The organism is Actinophytocola sp., from assembly GCF_035712165.1.
Classification (GTDB): domain Bacteria; phylum Actinomycetota; class Actinomycetes; order Mycobacteriales; family Pseudonocardiaceae; genus DASYTH01.
In genome coordinates this window covers 1-14,622 of the sequence record NZ_DASTBH010000221.1, presented here as the reverse complement: position 1 = coordinate 14,622, position 14,622 = coordinate 1, and the positions used below count along the sequence as shown (strand labels likewise).

General features: G+C 72.3%; 14 protein-coding genes. 4 read left to right on the top strand and 10 right to left on the bottom strand.

Annotated features, from left to right (window positions below; all coding sequences use genetic code 11):
• Positions 1 to 679, top strand: a 679-nt coding sequence (locus VFO68_RS12625) for an endonuclease/exonuclease/phosphatase family protein (RefSeq protein WP_325158432.1), incomplete at its 5' end; no start/stop codon positions are given.
• A 39-nt stretch (positions 680 to 718) separates the two neighbouring features.
• On the opposite strand, the gene VFO68_RS12620 is transcribed toward VFO68_RS12625, so the two are convergent.
• Positions 719 to 1,579 (bottom strand): aldo/keto reductase, encoded by an 861-nt coding sequence (locus tag VFO68_RS12620; protein ID WP_325158431.1) that lies wholly within the window; start codon positions 1,577 to 1,579, stop codon positions 719 to 721.
• Between the two features lie 318 nt (positions 1,580 to 1,897).
• Here VFO68_RS12620 and VFO68_RS12615 point away from each other — a divergent pair, with 318 nt between their 5' ends.
• The gene (locus tag VFO68_RS12615) at positions 1,898 to 2,164 is read left to right on the top strand and encodes a hypothetical protein (RefSeq protein ID WP_325158430.1); all 267 of its coding nucleotides are present in this window, start codon (positions 1,898 to 1,900) and stop codon (positions 2,162 to 2,164) included.
• On the opposite strand, the gene ectB is transcribed toward VFO68_RS12615, so the two are convergent.
• From ectB to uraD, 9 genes are all read right to left on the bottom strand, one after another.
• Positions 2,095 to 3,432 (bottom strand): diaminobutyrate--2-oxoglutarate transaminase, encoded by a 1,338-nt coding sequence (ectB, locus tag VFO68_RS12610; protein ID WP_325158429.1) that lies wholly within the window; start codon positions 3,430 to 3,432, stop codon positions 2,095 to 2,097. The genes VFO68_RS12615 and ectB overlap by 70 nt on opposite strands.
• A 24-nt stretch (positions 3,433 to 3,456) precedes the next feature.
• Positions 3,457 to 5,568, bottom strand: a complete 2,112-nt coding sequence (locus VFO68_RS12605) for a putative bifunctional diguanylate cyclase/phosphodiesterase (protein WP_325158428.1) — start codon at positions 5,566 to 5,568, stop codon at positions 3,457 to 3,459.
• Between the two features lie 279 nt (positions 5,569 to 5,847).
• The gene (gene pucD, locus VFO68_RS12600) at positions 5,848 to 8,109 is read right to left on the bottom strand and encodes a xanthine dehydrogenase subunit D (RefSeq protein ID WP_325158427.1); all 2,262 of its coding nucleotides are present in this window, start codon (positions 8,107 to 8,109) and stop codon (positions 5,848 to 5,850) included.
• Positions 8,109 to 9,470, bottom strand: a complete 1,362-nt coding sequence (locus VFO68_RS12595) for an 8-oxoguanine deaminase (RefSeq protein WP_325158426.1) — start codon at positions 9,468 to 9,470, stop codon at positions 8,109 to 8,111. The genes pucD and VFO68_RS12595 overlap by 1 nt, the downstream gene beginning before the upstream one ends.
• Entirely contained in the window at positions 9,467 to 9,940 is a 474-nt protein-coding gene (locus tag VFO68_RS12590) for a (2Fe-2S)-binding protein (RefSeq protein ID WP_325158425.1), read from the bottom strand. The genes VFO68_RS12595 and VFO68_RS12590 overlap by 4 nt, the downstream gene beginning before the upstream one ends.
• Positions 9,940 to 10,800, bottom strand: coding sequence for an FAD binding domain-containing protein (locus tag VFO68_RS12585; protein ID WP_325158424.1), 861 nt, complete (start codon positions 10,798 to 10,800; stop codon positions 9,940 to 9,942). Before VFO68_RS12585 ends, VFO68_RS12590 begins: the two co-directional genes overlap by 1 nt.
• 4 nt (positions 10,801 to 10,804) lie before the next feature.
• Entirely contained in the window at positions 10,805 to 11,662 is an 858-nt protein-coding gene (pucL, locus tag VFO68_RS12580; RefSeq protein WP_325158423.1) for a factor-independent urate hydroxylase, read from the bottom strand.
• Positions 11,662 to 11,979 (bottom strand): hydroxyisourate hydrolase, encoded by a 318-nt coding sequence (uraH, locus tag VFO68_RS12575; protein WP_325158422.1) that lies wholly within the window; start codon positions 11,977 to 11,979, stop codon positions 11,662 to 11,664. Before uraH ends, pucL begins: the two co-directional genes overlap by 1 nt.
• A complete protein-coding gene (gene uraD, locus VFO68_RS12570; RefSeq protein ID WP_325158421.1) occupies positions 11,976 to 12,491 on the bottom strand; it encodes a 2-oxo-4-hydroxy-4-carboxy-5-ureidoimidazoline decarboxylase in 516 nt (171 codons plus the stop codon). Before uraD ends, uraH begins: the two co-directional genes overlap by 4 nt.
• Before the next feature lie 236 nt (positions 12,492 to 12,727).
• Between uraD and VFO68_RS12565 the strand changes: the two genes are divergently transcribed.
• The gene (locus tag VFO68_RS12565; RefSeq protein WP_325158433.1) at positions 12,728 to 13,960 is read left to right on the top strand and encodes an amino acid deaminase; all 1,233 of its coding nucleotides are present in this window, start codon (positions 12,728 to 12,730) and stop codon (positions 13,958 to 13,960) included.
• Positions 13,961 to 13,971: 11 nt separating this feature from the next.
• A partial coding sequence (locus VFO68_RS12560) for an N-acyl-D-amino-acid deacylase family protein (RefSeq protein ID WP_325158420.1) occupies positions 13,972 to 14,622 on the top strand: 651 nt, incomplete at its 3' end.

The following is a 14,622-nucleotide window of genomic DNA, read 5'->3' as shown; positions in this document are numbered from 1 at the left end:
GACCGACACGGTGCGGGTGCTCCAGCTCAACATCTGTCACGGCGGGTGGGCGGACTGCTTCACCGGCGAGCGGGTGACGGCCAAGGCGGCCTCGGTGATCGCCGCGAGCCGGGCCCAGGTGGTCTCGGTGAACGAGGCCTGCTCCAACGACGTCGAGCCGCTCCGGTCGGCGATGGGCCCGGCCCGCACGATGTTCGCCGCCGCCCAGCTGCCGACCGGCGAGCCGGTGCTGTGCCTCAACGGCCGGGAGTACGGCAACTTCATCATGGTGGCCGAGTCGCTGGCCGGCGGCCCCGGCGTGCACGGCCGGTTCACCGCCCAGGACCGCAGCGACGAGATGCGCTCCTGGGCGTGCCTGCCCGGCGCCGTGCTCAGCGCCTGCACCACGCACCTGTCCGCCTACGACTCCACCGCCGCGCTGGCCCAGTGCCGCGACCTGCTGACCCGCGCCGCCGGCTACGCCGTCACCGGCCCCACCGTCGTCGTCGGCGACATCAACCTGCGTTACCGCGGCCGCCCCAACGTCCAGGACTGCGCGCCGGCGGGCTTCTACCGCAAGGGCGACGGCAGCGTGCAGCACGTCTTCGCCAGCAACGACCTCGGCTTCATCGCAGGTACCGCCATCGACATGTCCGGCACCACCGACCACCCCGCCTGGCTGGTCACCCTGACCCGGTGAGTCCCCACCCGCAACGGACCAGCGAAGCCGGCCGCGCGGTCAGGCGGCGTTGGTGAGGGCCTCGTACTGCGCGTCGGTGAGGGTGAGGGTGGCGGCGGCGACGTTCTCCTCGAGGTGGGTGACGGACTTCGTGCCGGGGATCGGGAGCATGGCCGGGGAGCGGCGCAGCAGCCAGGCCAGGGCGAGCTGAGCGGGGGTGGCGTCGAACTCGTGGGTCAGTTTGTCGAGGACGCCGCCCGGACGAGCGAGCGCGCCGGTGGCGATGGGGAACCAGGGGATGAACGCGATGCCCTCTTCGGCGCAGTGGTCGAGGACCGCCTCCGAGCGGCGGTCGGTGAGGTTGTAGAGGTTCTGCACGCTGACGATCTCGGCCACCGCCCGGGCCGCCTTGATCTCGTCGAGGTTCACCTCGGACAGGCCGATGTGCCGGATCTTGCCCTCGCCCTGCATCGCGACCAGCTCACCCAGCGAGTCCTCGACCGGGACGGCCGGATCGATGCGGTGCAGCTGGTAGAGGTCGATGGTGTCCAGGCCGAGCCGGCGCAGGCTCATCTCGACCTCCTGGCGCAGGTAGGCCGGCTGGCCGCAGGGCACCCAGCCCCCGGGCCCGGTCCGCAGCAGCCCGCCCTTGGTGCCGATCACGACGTCGCCGTACGGGTGCAGCGCCTCCCGGATCAGCTCCTCGCTCACGTACGGCCCGTAGGAGTCGGCCGTGTCGATGAAGTCCACCCCGAGCTCGACCGCCCGGCGCAGCACCCGCTTGCACTCGTCGCGGTCGGCCGGCTCACCCCAGATCCCCGGTCCGGTGATCTGCATGGCCCCGAACCCCAGCCGGCGCACCTGCAGGCTCCCGATGGCCACGGTCCCCGCGCCCGCGGCGGGCGCCTTGGTGTCGGTCATCTGACCTTCCTCTCTTCGCTGTGCTTACCGTATGGGCTGGAGCGCACTCCAGGTCAAGCCGGGTCGGCCGGCATTCCACACTGGAATTCGGCGATCAAATGCCGCGCCGGCACACCACCCACCGCAGCGCGACCGCTCCCCAGCGTGACCCCATCCGCCGCACGGGCCGGCTCCGAATGTATCTACGAGGCAGGTCACAGCCTCTGTGGTGGTAAGTGTTAATTGCTAATACAGGGGATGGGTCGGCCGATGAAACCTCACGAGAAGACGATCCATCCAAGAATTGTCAGTGCACCCAACCGCAAGGATGTACCTCCGATGTACGCCCCCTTCCACGATGGACTGAACCACCGAGCGCTCGCCATGCTGCGGGCCGTGGACGAGGGGCGCGCGGAGCTCACCTGTAGCCGGGAGCCCGACCTGTTCATCGATGGCGTGCCGTGCTGCGACCAGTTCACCGCGCACCTGCTCTCCCACGACGGTCTGATCGAGCCCGCCCACACCGGCCACTTCGGTCAGCGGGTGCCGGCGGTCCTCACCACGGCCGGGCTCGCCGCCATCGCCCCGGCGCCGGCCGCGGCCTGACCCGCCGGCTCGCGCAGCGCGTCGAACAGCACCGTCAGCCCCCGGTCCAGGGTGTCCGGATCGATGGTGAGCGGCGGGATCACCTTCACCACCTCGTCCTCGCGGCCGCACAGTTCCACGATCAGGCCGCCGTCGAAGCACCGCTTCTGCACCAGCTCGGCCCGCTGCGGCCCGCCCGCCCGGCCCAGGTCGATGCCCAGCGTCATGCCCCGCTCCCGCACCGTGACCGCGGGCTCGGCGGAGCGCACCCGGGCGGCGAACCGGTGCAGGCCGGCGCTGGCCGCGGCCAGTCCGGCCTGGAAGCCGGGCCGCTCCCACAGCTCGAGCGCGGCGGTCGCGGTGACGAATGCCAGCTGGTTTCCGCGGAACGTCCCGGTGTGCTCGCCCGGCTCCCACACGTCCAGCTCGGGGCGCAGCAGCACGACCGACAGCGGTAGGCCGTACCCGGACAGCGACTTGGACAGCGGCACGATGTCGGGCACCACGCCGGCGTGCTCGAAGCTGAAGAACGTCCCGGTCCGCCCACAGCCGGACTGGATCTCGTCGCAGATGAGCAGCACGCCGTGCCGCTCGGTCAGCTCCCGCAACCGGCGCAGCCACGGCACCGATGCCGGGTAGATCCCGCCCTCCATCTGCAGCGGCTCGACGATCACCGCGGCCGGAACGTCCATCCCGGACGCCTGGTCGGTGAACATCCGCTCCAGGTAGCCGATCGAGTCGAACGGACCGGCCGGTCCGTCCTCATAGGGCACGAAGGTGACCTCGGTGGCGCCGACCCCGCCGGCCGCCCGGGCCCGCCGGTTGCCGGTGACCGCGAGCGAGCCGCGGGACATCCCGTGGTAGGCGCCGGTGAACGAGACCACCCCGGACCGGCCGGTGGCCTTGCGGGCGATCTTCAGCGCCGCCTCCACCGCGTCCGTCCCGGTTGGACCGCAGAACTGCACCTTGTGGTCCAGGCCGCGCGGCCGCAGCAGGACGTCCCGCAGCCGGGTGAGGAACTCCCGCTTGGCGACCGTGTGCAGATCCAACCCGTGCACCAGGCCGCCGTCGGCGAGGTAGGCGGTCAGCCGGGCGCCGATGTGCTCGTTGTTGTGCCCGTAGTTGAGGGTGCCCGCCCCACAGAAGAAGTCGATGAACACCCGGCCGTCCTCGGCGTGCAGTTCCGCGCCCCGCGCCCGGCTGAACACGGCCGGGAACCGGCGGCAGTACAGGCGGACCTCGGACTCGAGGGCGGTGAACACTGAGGTGTCTGTGACGGCTGAGGTCATGCGGGCAAGGTTAGGCTGTCTTTACTACCCGCGCGCGTTCGGCTCTGCGCCGAGCAGTTCCTCGATCTCCTCCGGCGGGTGGGCCGCGCCGAACAGCGGACCGGAGGCGGTGGCCGCGCCGACCTCCCGCCACCAGGCGGCCTGTTCCTCGGTGTGGATGTTGCCGACCAGCACCTCGGCGCCGGTGTCCCGGACCAGCGGGATGAGGTCGCGGGTGGCGCGCAGGAACAGGGTCTGCCGGCCGTGCTCGACGGCGGTGCTGATCCGCCGGACCACCCGGTCGGCCATCTTCACCGCGTGCACCGGCAGGTCCTCCAGGCAGGCCAGGTCGCCGCGGGTGGTGCCGAACTCGTAGAGCACGGTGCGGATGCCGAGGTCGACCAGCACGTCCAGGTTGTCCTCGGCGGTGCCGTCGGTCATGCACAGGGCCTGCACCGGCATCCCCAACCGGAGCATCGCGGTGGGCATCCCGGTGCTGGCCAGCGCGCCCTGCACGCTGGACACCAGGTCCGGGTCGGAGGCCTGCTGGCGGGTCAGCTCGACGTAGAGCTGCGGCAGGTCGACGCCGGCCCGGTCCTGCCAGGCCATGATCTGCTCGCAGGCCCGGTTGAGCTTCCACCGGCCGATCGGCAGGCTCATCCCGGTCTCCTCGAGCACCCCGACGCACACGTCGTGTTCCAGGACGCCCTGCTCCGGGTGCTCCCAGCGCAGCTGTGGCTGCACGGCGACGATCCGCCGGTCGTCGATCGAGACCACGGTCTGGTACTCGAGCTGGATCTCGCCGCTCTCCCAGGCGCCCGGTATGGAGGCGGCCAGGTTGAACCGGTCCCGGTCCCGGGCGCCCTGCTCGCTGTCCACCAGCGCCCACTGCCGGCGCCCGGTCGACTTGAGCCGGCGCAGGGTGATGTCGGTTGCCTGTAACAGTTGGGCCGGAGGCAGGTCGCGGCGCGGGTTGTCCAGCACCGCGATGCACGCCGTGGCGGCAACGCCCTGCTCCCCGACGTAGTACGGCTCGCCGAGCTCGTCGTTGATCCGCTGGGCGATCAGCTCCGGGCTCGGCGTCTGCGGCCCGTACTCCAGCACGATGCCGAACTCGTCGCCGTCCAGCCGGGCGACGGTGGCCCGCTCGCCCTCCATGACCGTGGTCAGCTTCTTGGCCACGACCTGCAGCAGCTGGTCACCGATATCGCGGCCGGCGCCGTTGTTCACCGCGGCGAACCCGTCGAGGTCGATGTGCAGGATCGCCACCGACTCGGCGGCCCGGTTGCCGGCCAGGACCTCCTCGATCCGGCTGAGGAACCGCTGCCGGTTGGCCAGGTTGGTGAGCGGGTCGTGCACCAGCTGGCGGCGCAGCTGGTCCTCGATCAGCTGCTTGTCGGAGACGTCCTCGACGGAGAGCACGAAGTGGCGCGGGGTGCCGTCCGGATGCCGGATCACCTGGCCGGACAGGTAGACCAGCGCCGCGTCCCCGCCCTTGCGGCGCAGCTTGCGCCGTTCCCGGAACGGCAGCGCGTCCTTCTCCAGCAGCTCCTGGTACCGCATCGTCAGCAGCTCGGCCTCGCTGGGGTGGAACAGGTCCGACATGTTCAGCGTGGACAGCTCGCGCGGCGTGTACTCCAGGATCGTGGCCAGCGCGCGGTTGGTGCGCGCCAGCACACCGTCCAGATCGGCCAGTGCCATGCCGACCGAGGACGAGGTGAAGACCTCGCGGAACAGCTCCTCGCTGGCCTGCAGGTCGCGTTCGACGTTCTCCTTGGCGTGGGTCAGCGCCCGCTTGATCTCCTCCTGCTCGGCGAAGAGGCGGTTGCGCATCCCGGTGGTGAAGCCGGTGGCCAGCGCGGACAGCGACGGCATGGTCTGCAGGCGACCGTCGAGTTCGGACAGGTCGGACAGGTCCGGCAGGTCGGTGCCGAGCAGGTCGAGGGTGGCGCCAACGCATTCGGTCTTCGTGAAGCCGAGCTCGGCCAGCCGGAGACCCACCTCGCGGGCGGTCCCCGGCTTGTCGGAGCGCACCGCGTCGATCATCCTGTCGAGCAGGTCGTGCAGCTCCTGTTCGACCTCGTCGCGTGACCGCGCGACGTAGATGATCTGCGTCAGTGCCCCCGCCCACCGGCTGACCAACTCAGTTCGGTCCACCGGCGCCGTCCATGGGCCACGTCATGTTCTCAGCGATGTCCTTCTTCGCCAGGGCGCGTTACGTTACCAGTTGCCAGATGCGGATACCAGCTACTCCGGATAACCACCTTTCACCCACTTGAACCCCGATTACCACCCCTGACACGCCAAGAGGCGGCAAATTTTCAGACGCCTGCCGAGCAAAACCGAGGCCGCTTCTCGGACAGTGACCGACAGCCTACTGACTACCACCCTCCGCGCTCACCCGAAAGGGCTGGAGGACCCTGGTGTTGCCCGCGGTCAGTCCCCCACGACATGTTCCGGGCGGACGGGAATCCTCGTCAGCGCCCGTCCGGTGGCCGCGCGGATCGCCGCGACCACGGCCGGCGTGGACGAGATCGTCGGCGGTTCGCCGACCCCGCGCAGCCCGTACGGGGCATGCGGGTCGGCCAGTTCCAGCACGTCCACCGACATCGGCGGCATGTCGAGCACGGTCGGGATCAGGTAGTCGGTGAACGACGGGTTGCGGATCCGGCCGTCCACCACCTGGATCTCCTCCATCACCGCCAGGCCCAGGCCCTGCGCGGTGCCGCCGTGGATCTGCCCGACCACCGCGTCCGGGTTCATCGCCCGCCCGACGTCCTGCGCGCAGGCCAACTCCACGACCCGGACCAGGCCCAGCTCGACGTCGACGTCGACCACCGCCCGGTGCGCGGCGAAGGCGTACTGCACGTGCGCGTTGCCCTGACCGGTGGTCGGGTCCAGCGGGAAGGTCGGCCGGTGCCGCCACTCCACGGTGTGCTCCACCGCCGCCGAACCGAGCAGCCCCACCAGGTCCACCTCGGCCAGGTCGGTGACCGCGCGGCCGGCCCGGTCGCTGGCCCGCTCGAGCACCTCGGTCCGCACCGCGACGCATGCCGCGCGCACGGCGCCGCCGGTCACGTAGCTCTGCCGGGACGCCGAGCTGGAGCCGGCGCTGCCCACCGCGGTGTTCGCCGGCAGGATGGTCACCCGGGGCACGCCCAGCTCGGTGCGGGCGATCTGCGCCTGCAGCGTCACCAGGCCCTGTCCCACCTCGGCGGCCGCGGTGTGCACCGAGACCACCGGCTCGCCGGCGATCACCTCCAGCCGCACCCGGGCGGTCGAGTAGTCGTCGAACCCCTCCGAGAAACCGACGTTCTTGATCCCGACCCCGAAGCCGACGCCGCGCACCACGCCCTCGCCGTGCGTGGTGTTGGAGACGCCGCCCGGCATCTCGCGCAGATCGGCCGGGATGGCCGCGGGCGGCGGCAGCGGACGCTCACGCAGCCGGCGCAGCAGTTCGGCCACCGGCGCGGGCGAGTCGATCACCTGCCCGGTCGGCATCACCGAACCCTCGGCGACCGCGTTGCGCATCCGCAGCTCGACCGGATCAAGCTCGAGCGCGGCCGCCAGCCGGTCCATCTGCGACTCGTAGGCGAACGCGGCCTGCACCGCCCCGAAGCCGCGCATCGCGCCGCACGGCGGGTTGTTCGTGTACATGCCCCAGCAGTCGACCGCGACGTTGGGCACCTGGTAGGGCCCGACACCCAGGGTCGCGGCGTTGCCGGCGACCGCGGCGGTGGTCGAGGCGTACGCCCCGCCGTCCAGGATCATCCGCGCCTTGACGTAGACCAGCTCGCCGGACTTGGTCGCGCCGTGCTCGTAGCGCAGCACCGCCGGATGCCGGTGCACGTGCCCGAAGAACGACTCCTCCCGACCGTAGACGATCTTGACCGGTTTGCCGGTGTGCAGCGCCAGCATGCAGGCGTGCACCTGCATGGACAGGTCCTCGCGGGCGCCGAACGCGCCGCCGACGCCGGCCAGGTGCAGCCGCACCTTCGACACCGGCAGACCCAGCGCGTGCGCCACCTGCGTCTGGTCGACGTGCAACCACTGGGTGGCGATGTAGAGGTCCACCCCGCCGTCCTCGGCCGGCACCGCCAGGCCCGACTCCGGGCCGAGGAAGGCCTGGTCCTGCATGCCGACCGTGTACTCGCCGGTCACCACCACGTCGGCCACCGGGTCCGGCGCGCCGCGCCGGATCACCACGTGCCGCACCACGTTCCCGGTCGGGTGGTGCGGATGCAGCACCGGCGCCGCCGGGTCGAGCGCCGCCTCGGCGTCGGTGACCGGCTCGCGCACCTCGTAGTCGACCACGATCGCGTCGGCCGCGCGCCGGGCCGTCTCCGGGTGCTCGGCGGCCACGATCGCCACCGGCTCGCCCTGGTAGCGCACCACCGTCTCGGCCAGCACCGGCTGGTCGGGATGCTCCAGCCCGTAGATGTTGTGCCCCGGGACGTCCTCGTGGGTGAGCACCGCGTACACCCCGGGCAGCGCCAGCGCCGCGGACACGTCGACCGACCTGATCGTGGCGTACGGGTGCGGGCTGCGCAGCGTCGCGCCCCAGAGCATGTCGTCGGCCCACATGTCGGAGGAGTACGCGAACTCGCCGCGCACCTTCAGCGCGCCGTCCGGCCGGGTCGGGCTCTCGCCCACCCCTCCGGCGACCTCCGTGCGCAGCGGCGTGGTCGCCTGAGTCATCACGCCTCCTCCGCCCGCCGAATCAGCCGAGAACTGGCCCTGCGCAACGCGGTCGCGGTGTCCACATCGGACACGGTGCGGATCGACCCGTCCTCGACCACGGTCTTGCCGCCGACCAGCAGCAGGCGAACCTGCGGCAGCGGGCCGAACACCAGCGCGGCCACCGGGTCGACGATCCCGGCGTGCTCGTATCCGTCCAGCCGCCACAGCACCACATCGCCCTGCTTGCCCGGCTCCAGCGAGCCGATCTCGCGCTGCCGGCCGAGGCACCGGGCGCCGCCCATGGTGCCCAACCACACCGCCGCCCGGGCGGTCAGCGCCTCCGGGCCGCCGCGCAGCCGCGCCAGATAGGTGGCCGCCCGCAGCTCGCCGCCCAGCCCACCGTCCTCATTGGACGCGGCACCGTCCACGCCGAGCCCCACCGGGGCGCCCGCCTCGATGAGGTCCCGCACCCTGGCGATCCCGGCGCCGAGCCGGGCATTGGAGGTCGGGCAGTGCGCGATCCCGGTCCCGCTGTTGCCGATCCAGCCCACCGCCTCGTCGGAGAGGTGGATGCCGTGCGCCAGCCACACGTCCTCGCCGAGCCATCCGGTCCGGCCCGCGTACTCGACCGGCGTGCAGCCGAACTCGGCCATGCACTGCCGCTCCTCGTCGAGCGTCTCGGCGAGGTGGGTGTGCAGCCGGACCCCCTTGCGGCGGGCCAGATCCGCCGCCTCCTTCATCAACTCCTGGCTCACCGAGAACGGCGAGCACGGCCCGACCGCGACGCGCACCATCGACCCCGGCTCCGGATCGTGGTAGCGGTCGATGGCCGCCTCGGTGCCGTGCAGCGCGTCGTCGAGGCTCTCCACGATCGAGTCGGGTGGCAGGCCGCCGTGCGACTGGCCCCGGTCCATCGACCCGCGCACCGCGTGCAGCCGGACCCCGACCTGATGCGCGGCGGACACCACCGCGGTGAACGGATCGCCCGCACCCTGCGGGAAGACGTAATGGTGGTCGGCGACCGTGGTGGCGCCGGTCTCGGCCAGCCGGACCAGACCCGCGGTCGCGGCCGCCTCGGTGATCTCCTCGTCGAGTCCGGCCCAGATCGGGTACAGCGTGACCAGCCAGTTGAACAGGTCGGACTGCTGGGCCAGGCCGCGGGTGGCCCACTGGTAGAGGTGATGATGGGTGTTCACCAGGCCCGGAGTGGCCAGGCAGCCGCGGCCGTCGATCCGCTCGTCCACCGGGCCGAGGTCCGGAGCCGAACCCTCGCCGACCGCCTCGATCACCCCGTGGTTGATGACCACGTGCCCGGTGCCGTACTCGGAGTTGGCCCGGTCCACCGGAAAGACCGTCGCGCCTTCGATCACCGTCCTCATCGCACACCGTCCACTGTGGATGCCGCGAGCCGGACCGCGTCCAGGATCTTCTCGTATCCCGTGCAGCGGCACAGGTTCCCGGCCAGTGCCTCGCGGATCTCTGGATCCGACGGATGCGGGTTGCGCCGGATCAGATCGTGCGCGGCGACCACCAGCCCGGGGGTGCAGAACCCGCACTGCACCGCGCCGGTGCGCACGAACGCCTCCTGCACCGGGTCCAGGTTCTCGCCGTCGGCCAGGCCCTCGACCGTGCGCACCTGCCGGCCCTCGACCTGTCCGGCGGCCACCAGACAGGCACACACCGGCACCCCGTCCAGGTAGACCGTGCACGAGCCGCACTCGCCCTGCTCGCAGGCGTTCTTCGAGCCGGGCAGCCCCAACCGCTCACGCAGCACGTACAGCAGGCTCTCGCCCGGCCAGACGTCGTCAGCGGTCCGCTGCTGCCCGTTGACCTCCACCGTCACCCGCATCAGAACCGCCCTCCCGAGCAGTAGTCGTGCCATGCCCAGGACAGCGTGCGCCGGGCCAGCACACCCAGCGCGTGCCGGCGGTAGCTCGCCGTGCCCCGCACGTCGTCGATCGGCCGGGCCGCGGCGCCGACCAGCTCGCCGAACCGCGCGGCGAGCGCGTCCGGCACCGGTTTCCGGTCCGCCCAGGGCAGTTCCGCGGCCAGCGCCTCGGCTTCGGTGGCCCGCAACGGGGTCGGCCCGGCCGAGCCGATCCCGGTGCCCACCCGCCGGTTGTCGGCATCGAGGCTCACCGCGAACGAGCACACCGCAATGACCATGGCGTTGCGGGTGCCGACCTTGGCGAACTGTTGCGGCCCGCGGGCCTTCGGCAGCACCACGGCGGTGATCAGCTCGTCCGGGGCCAGCGTGGACCGCTTGGGGCCGACGAAGAAGTCGGTCACCGGGATGGACCGGGTGCCGGTGGCCGAGGCGACCTGCACGACCGCCCCGGTGGCCAGCAGCGGCGGATGCGCGTCCCCGGCAGGCGATGCCGAGCCGAGGTTGCCGCCGACCGTGCCCCGGTTGCGGATCTGCGGGGAGCCGACCGTGCGCGCCGCGATCGCGAGACCCGGCAGTTCCGCGCCCAGCTCGGTGATGATCCGCGCGTACGGCACGCCGGCGCCCAGCCGGACCGAACCGTTGTCCGTCCCCCACTCCGCGAGCTCGCCGACCCCGGTCAGGTCGAGCAGCGCGGCCGGGCGGCGGGTGTCGAAGTTCAGCTCCACCATCACGTCGGTGCCGCCGGCGATCGGCACCGCGTCCGGATGCTCGGCCTTCATCGCCAGCGCCTCGGCCAGCGTCCGCGGTCTCAGGAAGTCCATGCGCTCACCACCAGGCCAGGCCCGGCTCCGGCGCGTCCGCGCGCAGCACGGTGCCCTCGATCAACCCGTACGGCCGGTCGGCGGCATGGAACACCTCGCCCGGGTTGTCCAACCCGAACGGCGCCAGGTCGACCAGGAAGTGGTGCCGGTTCGGCAGCGCCAGCTGCACCTCGGCCACCTCGGGCCGGTTGGCCAGCACCCGCTCCCCCATGGCGTGCAGGGTCTGCTGCAGCGACAGGCTGTGCGTGTCGGCGAACGCGGCCAGCAGGTGCCGGGTCGCCTCATCGAAGCTCGACGCCCAGTCGACGCCGGTGGTCGCGGCGTGCCGCCAGCGGGCGGTCACGGCGGTGGCCAGAATCCGGTCGGTGGTCTCGGCCAGCGTGGTGTAGCGGTCCTTGTGGAAGCCGTGGAACTCCGAGCCGGTCGTGTTGAGCACGACCAGGTCCTGCACCCCGGACACCAGCCACGAGCCGGTTCCGTCATAGGTCGCCGTCGCGGTGCGGGTGCCGGCGCCGCGCCGGAACGAGTGGTCGGCCAGCCGATCCCAGCCGTACTGCTCGATCCGCACCCGGGCCCGGGTGATCGTCGGGGCGCTGTCCACGAAGTGCCTGGCCAGCCGCAGCGCGAAGTCCTCGATCTCGCCGACGCCGTCCCGGGCGAAGGCGTAGACCGTGTTCTTCTGCGTGTCGGTGGGCAGCACGCCGCTGTTGTCCCCGGTCAGGTGGGTGGCCGCCAGGTCGCCGGCCAGCGTCGTGCTGACGTTGAGGTCGGTGATCCGGTGCACGCCGGTGTCCCGGTCCACCCGGACCAGTCGGGTCTCGGCCTTGCCGTACTGGTTGTCCCCGAGCACGAATCCGGCCATCAGCTTCCCCGGTAGGTCGAGTAGCCGAACGGGCTGATCAGCAGCGGCACGTGGTAATGCTCCTTCGGGTCGGCGATCCGGAAGGCGACCGTCACCTCCGGGTAGAAGGCGTCCGGGCCGAAATAGTCCCGAGTGCCGAAGATCAGCCGGTACACCCCCGGCCGGTCGGCGGCCAAGCCCGACAGCCGCCCCTCCAGATTGGTGTGGCCCTGCGCCAGATGGCGCCAGCCGTCGTCCTCCTCGCGCTCCAGCCGGATCGGCACCGCCGCCGCCGGCCGGCCGCGGCTCGTGTCCAGGACATGGGTCGACAGCGTCATGCTGTCTCTCCAGGCCGCACCAGCTTGGTCAGCCGCAGGTTGGCGATCTTGCGTAGCTCTTCGCGGACCACCGTTCGCTCGGTCTCCTCGTCGTTGTCGAGCCGCTGCCGCAACGCGGTGAGCACCGCGCCGGCGTCCAGCCCGGTCGCACAGATCAGGAACACCCGGCCGTGCCGGCGCTCGTACTCCGCGTTGCCCTCGGCCAGTCGCGCCGCGCTCGCCTCGCCGGCCGCCGCGCTCTGCTCCTCGCGCGACCAGGCGGCCTCCGGGCCGGCGCCGGCGGCCCGCTCCCCGATCCGCGGGTGCGCCGCCAGCGCCTGCTCGATGTCGGCCCAGTCGAGTTCGGCGAACACCGCGTCGGACACCCGCCGCAGGGTCGCCAGATCGTGGTACGGCCGCCGGGCGATCAGCTCGTTCGCCCACCGGCGCGCGGCGCAGCAGGCCAGCAGCAGTTCCTCGGCCTGTGCCGGCTCGGCGTCGTTCAGCCGCTCCAATCGCGACTCCGTAGGCATCCTGGCACTGTAATGGGGTTGCGCCCGGAAACCGCGCCGGGCCGGTCCGCATGCCCCCGGCGAGTGAACGCCGCCGCGGGTTTGACCGGCACCGGGCCGGGTGTTAGACAAGATCGCGGCGAGGTTCCTTTGCGTTGACCGCGATCGAGGTGCCGGTGGGTGATCCGCGAGGTGGCATCGACCGGACCGCGGTCGCGGCGATCGGCACCGAACGGCTGGACTGGCGGTTCAAGGCGATGCCGTCGGCCGTGTCCGGGCTGACCATCGCCGAGGCGGCCGGCCGGAAGCTGAACCTGTTCCGGGACGGCTTCTTCGGGCCGGTGCTGGTGCTGGACGGCCCGGCGCTCGAGCACAACCTGGCCACCATGGCGAAGTGGTGCGCGGCCCGGGGCGTCGCGCTGGCCCCGCACGGCAAGACCACCATGGCCCCGCAGCTGTTCGCCCGCCAGCTCGACCACGGCGCCTGGGGGATCACCGCGGCCACCGCGAGCCAGCTGCGGGTGTACCGGGCGTTCGGGGTGCGCCGGATCGTCCTCGCCAACCAGCTCGTCGACCCGGCCGCGCTGCACTGGCTGGCCGCCGAGCTGGCCGCCGACCCTGACCTGGAGTTCTGCTGCTGGGTCGACTCCGAGCGGGGCGTCGCGCTGATGGACGCGGCGCTGCGCGCGGCAGGCGCGCAGCGCCCGGTCGAGGTGCTGGTCGAGCTGGGCGCCCCGGGCGGGCGGGCGGGGGCGCGGGACCTGCCGGCCGCCACCGCCGTTGCCCGGGCGGCCGCCGCCAGTCCGAGGCTGCGCCTGGTCGGAACCTCCGGCTACGAGGGAATCCTGACCGGGGGACGCACGCCGGACGCCCTGGCCACCGTGACCGGCTACCTCGGCCGGCTGCGCGAGCTGACCGCCACGCTGGCCCGGGATGGGCTGTTCGACCAGGTGGACCGGGTGATCGTCAGCGCAGGGGGCAGCGCCTACTTCGACCTGGTGGCCGACGCGCTCACCGCACCCTGGCGCGACGGCCCGCCGGTGCTGCCCGTGCTGCGCAGCGGCTGCTACCTCACGCACGACGACGGGTCCTACCGCACCGTGTCCCCGCTGGGCGCGCATCCCCGGATCGCCGACGTGCCGCCGCTGCGCCCGGCCCTGCGGGTCTGGGCCCAGGTCAGCTCCCGGCCGGAGCCAGGTCTGGCCCTGCTGACCGCCGGCAAGCGCGACCTGCCGTACGACGTGGATCTGCCCGAGCCGCAGCTGATCCGGTCCGGGACGAGCGTCGCGCCGCTGGCCGGCTGCCGGGTCACCGCGCTCAACGACCAGCACGCCTACCTGGCCGTCGGTCCCGGGGCCGACCCTCGGGTGGGCGACTGGGTCGGGCTTGGCGTGTCGCATCCGTGCACCGCGTTCGACAAGTGGCCGCTGATCCCGCTGGTCGGGTCGGACGGCGAGACCGTGACCGAGCTGATCCGCACCTACTTCTGACGAGGCCAGGCATGGACATCGTGTTCCGGGACGCCACCGTGGTGGACGGCACCGGGGCGCCCGGCTACCGCGCCGACGTCGGCGTCCGGGCGGGGCGGATCGCCGGCATCGGCGAGCGGCTGACCGGCACCCGGACCGTCGACGCCGCCGGCCTGGTGCTCGCGCCCGGGTTCATCGACATGCACTCGCACTCCGACCTGCAGGTGCTGGCCAACCCGGATCACCTGGCGAAGGTCTCGCAGGGCGTCACCCTCGAGGTCCTCGGCCAGGACGGACTGTCCTACGCCCCGGTCGACGAGCCCACCCTGGCCGGCCTGCGCACCCAGCTCGCCGGATGGAACGACGACCCGCCGGGGTTCGACTGGAACTGGCGCAGCGTCGGGGAGTACCTGGACCGGCTGGACCGGGGCATCGCCACCAACGCCGCCTACCTGCTGCCGCAGGGCACCCTCCGGCTGCTCACGGTCGGCTGGGACGACCGGCCGCCCACCGCCGCCGAGCTGGACCGGATGCGCGAACTGGTGGCCACCGGCATGGCCGAGGGCGCCGTCGGCCTGTCCTCCGGGCTCACCTACACGCCGGGCATGTACGCCGGCACCGACGAACTGGTGGCGCTGTGCGAGGTGGTCGCCGGGCACGGCGGCTACTACAGCCCGCACCAC

Excerpts from the sequence above, each read along its gene's own strand:
- uraD (WP_325158421.1), bottom strand. The coding sequence starts at position 12,491 with ATGCCTACGGAGTCGCGATTGGAGCGGCTGAACGACGCCGAGCCGGCA.
- pucD (WP_325158427.1), bottom strand. The coding sequence starts at position 8,109 with ATGACTCAGGCGACCACGCCGCTGCGCACGGAGGTCGCCGGAGGGGTG.
- ectB (WP_325158429.1), bottom strand. The coding sequence starts at position 3,432 with ATGACCTCAGCCGTCACAGACACCTCAGTGTTCACCGCCCTCGAGTCC.
- VFO68_RS12615 (WP_325158430.1), top strand. The coding sequence starts at position 1,898 with ATGTACGCCCCCTTCCACGATGGACTGAACCACCGAGCGCTCGCCATG.
- VFO68_RS12590 (WP_325158425.1), bottom strand. The coding sequence starts at position 9,940 with ATGCGGGTGACGGTGGAGGTCAACGGGCAGCAGCGGACCGCTGACGAC.
- VFO68_RS12585 (WP_325158424.1), bottom strand. The coding sequence starts at position 10,800 with ATGGACTTCCTGAGACCGCGGACGCTGGCCGAGGCGCTGGCGATGAAG.
- uraH (WP_325158422.1), bottom strand. The coding sequence starts at position 11,979 with ATGACGCTGTCGACCCATGTCCTGGACACGAGCCGCGGCCGGCCGGCG.
- VFO68_RS12595 (WP_325158426.1), bottom strand. The coding sequence starts at position 9,470 with ATGAGGACGGTGATCGAAGGCGCGACGGTCTTTCCGGTGGACCGGGCC.
- VFO68_RS12565 (WP_325158433.1), top strand. The coding sequence starts at position 12,728 with ATGCCGTCGGCCGTGTCCGGGCTGACCATCGCCGAGGCGGCCGGCCGG.
- pucL (WP_325158423.1), bottom strand. The coding sequence starts at position 11,662 with ATGGCCGGATTCGTGCTCGGGGACAACCAGTACGGCAAGGCCGAGACC.
- VFO68_RS12620 (WP_325158431.1), bottom strand. The coding sequence starts at position 1,579 with ATGACCGACACCAAGGCGCCCGCCGCGGGCGCGGGGACCGTGGCCATC.